Here is a 7,664-nt window from a genome sequence, read left to right as displayed (position 1 = left end):
GGAGGCAGGGGAGGGAGCGAGAGCCATCTCCCGCGCCATGCTCTTGGCCAGCGTCAGCGCGTCGTCCGCGCCGCGGGCGATCACGTCGACCAGGCCGATGTCCAGCGCCGTCTCCGCGTCGACCTGCCTCCCCGACAGCAGGATCTCCAGCGCCCGCTCCACCCCGCGCTCCGGGTCCTTGCGCAGCAACAGCCTCGGCAGGCGCTGCGTGCCGCCGTAGCCGGGCGGCAGGAACAGGTTGATCTCCGGCTGGCCGAGCTTCGCCCGCGGGTCGGCCACGCGGACGTGGCAGGCCATCGCCAGCTCGCAGCCGCCGCCCAGCGCCACGCCGCGAATCGCGGCGATCACCGGCTTGTCGAGCGATTCCAGGGCGCGGAACACCGCGTGCGCCTTGGCGGGCAGGGCGCGGGCCTCCTCCTCGTCGCGCACCTCGTCCAACAGCTGGCGGATGTCCGCGCCGGCCACGAAGCTCCGGCCGCCGGCTCCGGTGATGACCACCGCTCGGATGTCTGTCCGGCGGGCGAGATGGCCGACCAGAGTGTCGAGTTCGTCCAGCAGCCGGTCGGACAGCGCGTTGACCGGCGGGTTGTCGATGGTCACCGTCGCCATGCGCACACCGTCCGCCAGGGTGTCGTACTGGATCGACAGGAAGCGCTGGCGCTCCAGCAGGCGCTGCTCCTCGGCGCGCTGCTGGCCGCGCAGCCACGCGTCGATGCGGCCGCGCAGGTCGGGCAGGCACTCGGGGTTGCGCAGGGTGGAGGTGTCGCCGAGATCCTCGCCGTTCATCATCGCGGTCAGGAACCGGCGCATGTACTTGCCCGAGCGCGTCTCCGGGAACGCCGGCACGGTCAGGATGTCGGAGGGCACGGCCACCGCGCCCTTCTCCTGGCGCACGAGGTCCTTCAGGCGCCGCTCGTCGTCGCCGGTGAGCGTGCGGCCCTTGGCGGGCAGCACGAAGGCGACCGGGGTCAGGCCCTTCTCGCGGTGCGGGGCGCCGACGACGATGACGTTGCCGACGGGGGAGTCGGGGTTGATCTGCTTGTCGCGCAGGATCGCGCCCTCGATCTCCTCGGTGCCCATGCGGTGGCCGGAGACGTTGATCACGTCGTCCGAGCGGCCGTGCAGGCTGAATGAGCCGTCCGCGTACCGGCGCGCGAAGTCGCCCTGCAGATAGGCCCACACCGGCCGCCCCTCGCTGTCGCGGAAGCGGCCGAAGTAGGTCTTCACGAAGCGCTCGAAGTCCCCTTTCCAGCCCGGCTGCCCGACGGACTCCGCGTCGCCCCAGATGGTGCGGGCGAGATAGGGGTAGGGGGCGGCCACGACGATCTCGCCCTTCTCCTCCAGCTCCGCCGGGCGGAAGGCGTGGCGACCCTGCGCGTCCGGTTCGCCTTCGGGAACCCACACGTCGCCCAGCACCCAGGGCAGCGGATAGGTGTGCGCGTCGGCGCGCAGCGGCTGGTCCGGGTTGCCGTAGGGGTGGGTCCAGACGATGCCGCCGTGCTCGGTCGCCCAGTAGGAGTTGATGTACTGCGGCGTCATCACCGCCATGCCGAAGGCCTGCACGGCGGGGCTGGTCGGCTCGGCGCAGAAGGTGGCGACGCGCAGGGTGGAGCGGTCGTAGCGCTCGACGTCCGCCCGGTTCTCCGGGTGGGTCATGACGGTCTTCAGGAAGGTCACGCCGGCCTTGAAGATCGTCACCCGGTGCCGCTCGATAATCGAGGCGAAGCGGCCGGCGTTGGGGAACACCGGCGCGCCCTCGGTGATGATGCCGGGGATGCGGGCGGCGAGGGAGGCGGTGATCAGGTAGCTCTGCCCGGTGATCCAGCCGGGGTCGGCGACCACGTAGATCACGTCGCGGCCGGGCAGCGCGTCGAAGCTCACCGCCATGGTGTGCGCCACGCCGGCGACGTAGCCGCCGTGCACGTGCACGACACCCTTCGGTTTGCCGGTCGAGCCGGAGGTGTAGATGATGAACAGCGGGTACTCGGCATCGACCGGCCGGCACGGCACCGCCTTCCACAGCGCGGCGCACAGGGCGCGGTCGTCGAGGGCGCGCAGCGCCTCCATGTCCGCCACTCCGGCGGCCTTGCACACCGCGGTTTCGGCGGCGGCCAGCAGCTCGTGCGCCCAGACGTCGCGGCCCTCGACCCAGGCGATCTCCGGCAGGTGGGCGTGGCGGACCACCACGACCTTTTCGACGCGGGGCGGGGCGGAGGCCAGCGCCTCGGCCACGGAGGCGCGCAGGTCGGCCAGCGCCGCGGCGTTCAGGCCGCCGTGCGCGTCCAGCGCCTTGCCCAACTCGCGCATCACGTCGGCGGGGGCGACGGTGATCTCGCCGGACAGGCCGTTCGCCATGACGTCCAGCAGGTCCGTGGCGGCGCCCTTGATGCGCAGCACCTCCGCCACAATGCGCAGGGCCACCGGCAGCGCCACGAAGCGGTCGAGCGCCGGGTCGGTGTACGCCTCCTTGAAGGGCGCCATCTCGGCGTTGCGCGACGCGCCGTCGGCGGTGATGACCACGCGCGCGCCGGCGTTCTCGATGCGGTCGGACAGGGTCTTGTCGGAGAAGCCGCCGAACACCGGCGTGTAGATGACGCCCAGCCGCTTGGCGCCCTCGGTCCAGACGATCTGGTCGAGGATGTTCGGCATGTTCAGCGCGATGCGGTCGCCCGGATTGAGACCCAGGTCGGTCAGCGCCTGCGCCGCTAACACCGAGCGGACCAGCAGCTCGCGCCGGGTCAGCGTCACGTGGTGCACCGGGCCGCCGCGCCCGCCGTTGGCCGCGGCGTCCCAGCGGTCGCCCTCGTACCAGTAGGCGGCCTCGGCACCAAAGCCGGACAGCACGTGGCGGTCCACCTCGTTGAAGGCGGCGTTGGTCCGCCCGCCGGAGAACCAGCGGTAGAAGGGGGCGTCGGCCCCGTCGAAGGCCGTGGTCCAGGGTGTCCAGTCGCGCCGCTCGGCCGGTTCGCCGGTGGCGGCGTTCCAGCCGCGCCAGACGCCGTCCGCCTCGCGGCTCAGCCAGGATTCGCCGTCGAACCAGTGGATGGTGCGCGCCGCGATGTCGCCGTGGAAGGCGCCGGGGTCGCGCTCGCACGCCGCGCGCATGCGCTGCCAGTCGGCGGCGCTGCGGATCGGGTTGACGGTGACGTCCTGCGGCAGCGGCGGCGTGACGGCGGCGCGTTCGGCCATGTCGGTCCTCCCTACGATTTTCGCGCACTATAGCGCGGCGGCCCGGCTGCGCCATACTGGTTCGCATGGCGAACTAAGGGAGGAAAGGTCATGACGGAGATGCGCTTCACGGTCAGCCACGCCGACGACTCGGCTTTCCGGCGCGACGGGCTGCGGCCGTTCTTCGAGTACCGCGACCTCGGCATCAAGGAGGCCACCGGCGGCATGGTCGGGGCGCACGTGATCCGCGCCCGGCCGGGAGAGGAGAGTCTGGGCGGCCGGCACACGCACGATCTTCAGTTTCAGATGGTCTACGTGCTGAAAGGCTGGGTGAAGTTCGCCTACGAGGGGCAGGGCGAGGTGATCCTGCGGGCGGGTAGCTGCGTGCACCAGCCGCCGGGCATCCGGCACGTGGAAATCGCCCACTCCGACGACCTGGAGATGCTGGAGATCACCCTGCCGGCGGAGTTCGAGACGGCGATGGCGGAGTAGCGTGTTGCCCCCTCCCTAACCCTCCCCCGCATCGCTCTCGGCGGATCTTCGATCCGCCTGACGCGGCAAGCGGATCCTTCGGATCCGCTGAGAGCGGGAGAGGGAACTCCGCCGCTCTGCCCCCCTCCACCGCCAAAGGCGGGGGAGGGATGGGGAGGGGGCAAAAACCCTCACCGCCGCCGCTTCCCCCGCCCGCCCGCGTGCCCGTCGACGAACTCCGGCGGCTTGCGGGCGAGCCAGCGGATGAAGGCGGCCAGCTCCGGGTGGGCGCGCAGGCTCTCCACGGTGTTGTATTGGTCGCGCAGCTCGGCCTCGGTCAGCACGGCGTGGATCTTGCCGTGGCAGACGCGGTGCATGGTCACCGTCTCCCGCCCGCCGTAGCGGCGCGGCGTCAGGTGGTGCTCGTTCAGGCTGGGGCCGGGCATCATCGGACGGCCGCACAGCGGGCACGGACCGGCCGGGTCGGGGATCCTGGGCATGCGCCGTCAGGTCGGCGCCGTGGCCGGTCCCGTCAAGGGCAGCAGCGCCCGCAGCCGCGCCAGCAGCTGGTCCGGCCGGTACGGCTTCTGCACCACCACGAGGCCGTCCAGCCCCGGCCCGGCCGCGGGCATCTCGGCGTAGCCGGTGACCATCACCCCCGGCAGCGCCGGCCAGCGGGCGCGCACCGTGCGCAACAGCTCCAGCCCGGTCATGCCGGGCATGGCGTAGTCGGTCAGCAGCAGGTCCACCGCGCCGTCCCGGCCCTCCAGCAGGGTCAGCGCCGCGGCGCCGTCCGTCGCCTCCAGCACGGTGAAGCCCGAGCCGGCCAGGAAAGCCGCGGTGGCCGTGCGCACCAGCGCCTCGTCCTCGACCAGCAGCACCGTCGCCGGCCCGACCTCCGCCTCGGCGCGGGGGGCGGGGATATCCGCCGTCGCCGAGGCCTCCGGCGCCCGCGGCAGGTACAGCGTCACCGTGGTGCCGTCGCCCGGCCGGGTGTCCAGCGTCACCGCGCCGCCCGACTGCGCCGCCAGCCCGTGCACCATGCTGAGGCCGAGGCCGGTGCCGTGGCCGACGCCCTTGGTGGTGAAGAACGGCTCGAAGGCGCGGGCGGCCACCTCCGCGCTCATGCCGGTCCCGGTGTCGGCGACCGCGACGGCGACGTAGTCGCCGGGCTCCAGCCCGGCCGGCTGCGGGTCGCCGGGGCCGAGGCGGCGGTCGGCGGTGCGGAGGGTCAGCGTGCCGCCGCCCGCCATCGCATCGCGCGCGTTGATGGCGAGGTTGAGCAGCGCCATCTCCAGCTGCGTCGGATCGACCTGCGCCGGCCAGCGCCCGGCGGCGGTGTCCACCGCGACCTCGATGGTGCCGCCCAGCGTGCGCTCCAGCAGGCCGGCCATGCCGCGCGCCAGGGCGCCGACGTCCACCGCGCGGGGCTCCAGCCGCTGCCGGCGCGAGAAGGCCAGCAGGTGCTGGGTCAGCGTGGCGCCGCGCTCCACCGCCGCGGCGGCGAGGCCAAGCGGCTCCAGCGTCGCCGTCCCGTCGCAGCGCTCGGCGATCAGGTGCAGGCTGGAGCCGATGGCCTGCAGCAGGTTGTTGAAGTCGTGCGCGATGCCGCCGGTCAGCTGGCCGATCGCCTCCATCTTCTGCGCCTGGCGCAAGGTGTCCTCGGCGCGGTTCAGCGCCTCCTCGGCCCGCGCGCGCTCGGTCACGTCGCGGACCAGCTGAAAGACGCCGATCAGGGCGCCGTCGGCGTCGCGCAGGGTGTCGAAGGCGATTTCAAACGCGCGCATCTCGCCGGCAGGGCCGCCGAAGGACTCCTCGATCACGAAGCGCTCGCCGGACAATGCGCGGCTCCACAGGGCAACGGCGCGCTCCTGCTCCTGCGGCTGGGCGGCCAGCGTCTCGGCCAGGGAATCGCCGATGCGCGGCGTGCGGCCGTACAGCGCCTCCATGGTGCGCTGGAAGGCGCCGTTGAACAGGATGAAGCGCATGTCGAGATCGACCGCGGCGACGAGGTCGCTGGAGCTTTCGATGATCGCCGCGAACAGCCGGCGGTCGGCGGCGTGCCGCTCCGCCGCCTCGCCCAAGCGGGCCTGGAAGGCGCTCCGGGTGGCGGTGACGTCCTCCAGGATGCCGACGGCGCGCCGCGCCCCGCCGCCGGGGTCGGCCGGTACCGCGCCGCGCAGCGCCACCCAGCGCGGCGGGGCGTCGGGCGGCAGCACGGTGAATTCCAGCGCGAACTCGCCCGGCGCGCCATCGGGGGGAAGCAGGGCGGCGCGCACCTGGGCGACCTCCTCCGGCCGGACGTGGCGCAGCCAGTCGGCGACCGGCGCCTCCGCCATGCCCGGCGGCAGACCGAGGATCTCGGCGCTGCGCCCCCAGCCGCGCAACGTGCCGGTGCGGCGGTCGAGCCGCCAGACGCCGACGTTGCCGGCCTCCATGGCCAGGCGCTGCTGCGCCTCGCTTTCGCCCAGGCGCAGGGCGGCATCGGCCAGGGTGACGCCGACGGCGTTGACCTCGCGCACCCAGGTGCGCACCGCGCCGGGCGCCTCCCCGCGGCCCAGCGCGCGGGCGGCGCGGGCCAGTTCCGCCACCGCGCCGGACAACCGCCGGCCCACCGCCAGGGCGACCGCAGCGCCGGCCAGCAACAGCACCGCGCCGCCGACGGCCACGGTGACCAGCGACTGGTACAGCGGCTCGTTCAGCGTGCGCAACGGCACGCCGACGCCGACCGTCCAGCCAGCCATGCCGGTGCGCGCCCAGGCGTTGAACACCGGGATGCCTTCCATCGACATGGAGCGGAAGCTGCCGGTGGCGCCGTTCGCGACGACCGACGCGACCTCCGGGCGGATCGGGCTGCCGACGAAGCGCTCCGGCGACAGCGAGCGGGCGAGGATCACGCTCCGCCGGTCCCAGGCCCCGGCGATCCACCCCTCCGGCAGACCCTGCCGGCGCAGGATGCCGCTCAGCGCCTCCACCGGGATGCTCATGGACAGCACATGATCGACCGTGCCGCCGCGGCGGAGCGGCACGCCGACGGCGACCAGCGGCGTGTCGGCGATGACCCCGGGGAACAGGTCGGAGACCTGCGCCTGCCCGGTCTCGACCACGCGGCGTACCATCTCGACGTTGGCGGTGCGCGGCAGCGGCTCGCCGTAGGGGCGGCGGGTGTTGAGGAGTTGCTGGCCCTCGCGGTCGGTGAGCGTGATGTACAGGCCCTCGCGTCGCGGGTCGATCTGGCGCAGCACGTCCACCGTCTGGGCGTGGAGGGCTGCGAGGTCGCCGCGCTCCGCCCGCGGCGAGACCGCCAGCACCTGGAGCGCCGAGGCCATGCCGGCCAGTTCGCGGTCGATGGCGACTGCGAGGGTCTGCGCCAGGTGGCGGACGCGCTCCTCCACTGCGGCGCGCTGGGCGTCGGCGGTGCGCGCCACCATCCAGCCGGCGAACACCAGCACCGGCAGCAGCGCCGCGACCACCAGCAGCAGCAGGCCCGAACGCAGCGGAATCCCGCCTCCCACGGCGGCGCCGTCGCCGGTTGGGCTATCCTTCTTGCCTGCGCTCACCGTGCCGTCGCCTTGACCGGGCCGTTGTCGTGCGGTCCGACCCTATACCAACTGCGGATACGACAAAACCGTCTCGATGACGGGCGGGAAATTCCCGCTCTGGTGGCGCCGGGCCAGCCGCGCCGGGGAACCTCGGCCGCGCCACCCTGTTGGCGGTTGGGAGACCGCCTCGGCGCTGATGGGGACTTGCAGATGGACGACGGTACCTCCCGCCACGCACCGGACCACATGCCGCCGCCGGACGCCACCGGCGCGCCGCAGCGCAGCCGCGACGCGCCGTTGCGCGGTTCCGCGGCCGGACTCGGTGACCGCCCGCCGGTGACCAACCCGCCGCGGATCACGCCGAGTTCGACGCGCGGCGGCTGGTCGGCGGGGGGCATGGCGATCCCGGTGCTGGCGATCGTCGTGGTGCTGCTGGTGCTGTCCATGCTGGTGCTGCGCTGGTGATGACGAAGGAGGATTTTT

5 protein-coding genes are annotated in these 7,664 nt (G+C 73.4%); 2 read left to right on the top strand and 3 right to left on the bottom strand.

Annotated elements, in window-relative coordinates:
* On the bottom strand, positions 1–3,189 hold a 3,189-nt coding region (locus ACRWK7_RS35730; RefSeq protein ID WP_431862703.1), incomplete at its 3' end, for an AMP-binding protein.
* 90 nt (positions 3,190–3,279) lie between these two features.
* Between ACRWK7_RS35730 and ACRWK7_RS35725 the strand changes: the two genes are divergently transcribed.
* Positions 3,280–3,660 carry a cupin domain-containing protein gene (locus tag ACRWK7_RS35725; RefSeq protein ID WP_431862701.1) on the top strand — a complete coding sequence of 127 codons (381 nt, stop codon included), beginning with the start codon at positions 3,280–3,282 and terminating at the stop codon, positions 3,658–3,660.
* A 170-nt stretch (positions 3,661–3,830) separates the two neighbouring features.
* Here ACRWK7_RS35725 and ACRWK7_RS35720 read toward each other — a convergent pair whose 3' ends face one another.
* Positions 3,831–4,139, bottom strand: a complete 309-nt coding sequence (locus ACRWK7_RS35720; protein ID WP_431862699.1) for an HNH endonuclease — start codon at positions 4,137–4,139, stop codon at positions 3,831–3,833.
* Positions 4,140–4,145: 6 nt separating this feature from the next.
* On the bottom strand, positions 4,146–7,199 hold the full coding sequence (locus tag ACRWK7_RS35715) for a response regulator (protein ID WP_431862697.1): 3,054 nt from the start codon (positions 7,197–7,199) through the stop codon (positions 4,146–4,148).
* A 192-nt stretch (positions 7,200–7,391) separates the two neighbouring features.
* Here ACRWK7_RS35715 and ACRWK7_RS35710 point away from each other — a divergent pair, with 192 nt between their 5' ends.
* Positions 7,392–7,646 carry a hypothetical protein gene (locus tag ACRWK7_RS35710; RefSeq protein WP_431862695.1) on the top strand — a complete coding sequence of 85 codons (255 nt, stop codon included), beginning with the start codon at positions 7,392–7,394 and terminating at the stop codon, positions 7,644–7,646.
* The last annotated feature ends 18 nt before the right edge of the window (positions 7,647–7,664 follow it).

This window comes from Azospirillum sp. (assembly GCF_050789165.1).
This window is presented reverse-complemented; position numbering and strand designations above follow the sequence as displayed.